The sequence below is a fragment of the Rhodoplanes roseus genome (assembly GCF_003258865.1).
GTDB lineage: Bacteria > Pseudomonadota > Alphaproteobacteria > Rhizobiales > Xanthobacteraceae > Rhodoplanes > Rhodoplanes roseus.
In genome coordinates this window covers 1-269 of sequence record NZ_NPEX01000833.1, presented here as the reverse complement: position 1 = coordinate 269, position 269 = coordinate 1, and the positions used below count along the sequence as shown (strand labels likewise).

The window sequence follows — 269 nt, the reverse complement described above, 5'->3', positions numbered from 1 at the left end:
AGCTCCAGCACACGGGCCAGCCCGCCGTCATTGGTGAGGAGGAGGAGCCCTTCGGTGTTGATGTCGAGCCGGCCGATGCTCATGACCCGCGGCAGATCGGGTGGCAGGGCGGCGAAGACCGTCGGCCGCCCTTCCGGATCGCGCTGCGTACACACGAGGCCTTTCGGCTTGTGATAGAGAAAAAGACGGCTTCTTTCGAGCGCTTGCAGCGGCTGGCCGTCGACCACGATCTTGTCGCGCTCGGTGACGGTGATGGCCGGCGTCGTCAA

The 269-nt window shown here is 65.4% G+C and carries 1 protein-coding gene; it reads right to left on the bottom strand.

Annotated elements, in window-relative coordinates; all coding sequences use genetic code 11:
• The coding region (locus tag CH341_RS32615; RefSeq protein WP_146604782.1) for a pseudouridine synthase at positions 1-269 on the bottom strand (269 nt) is incomplete at both ends.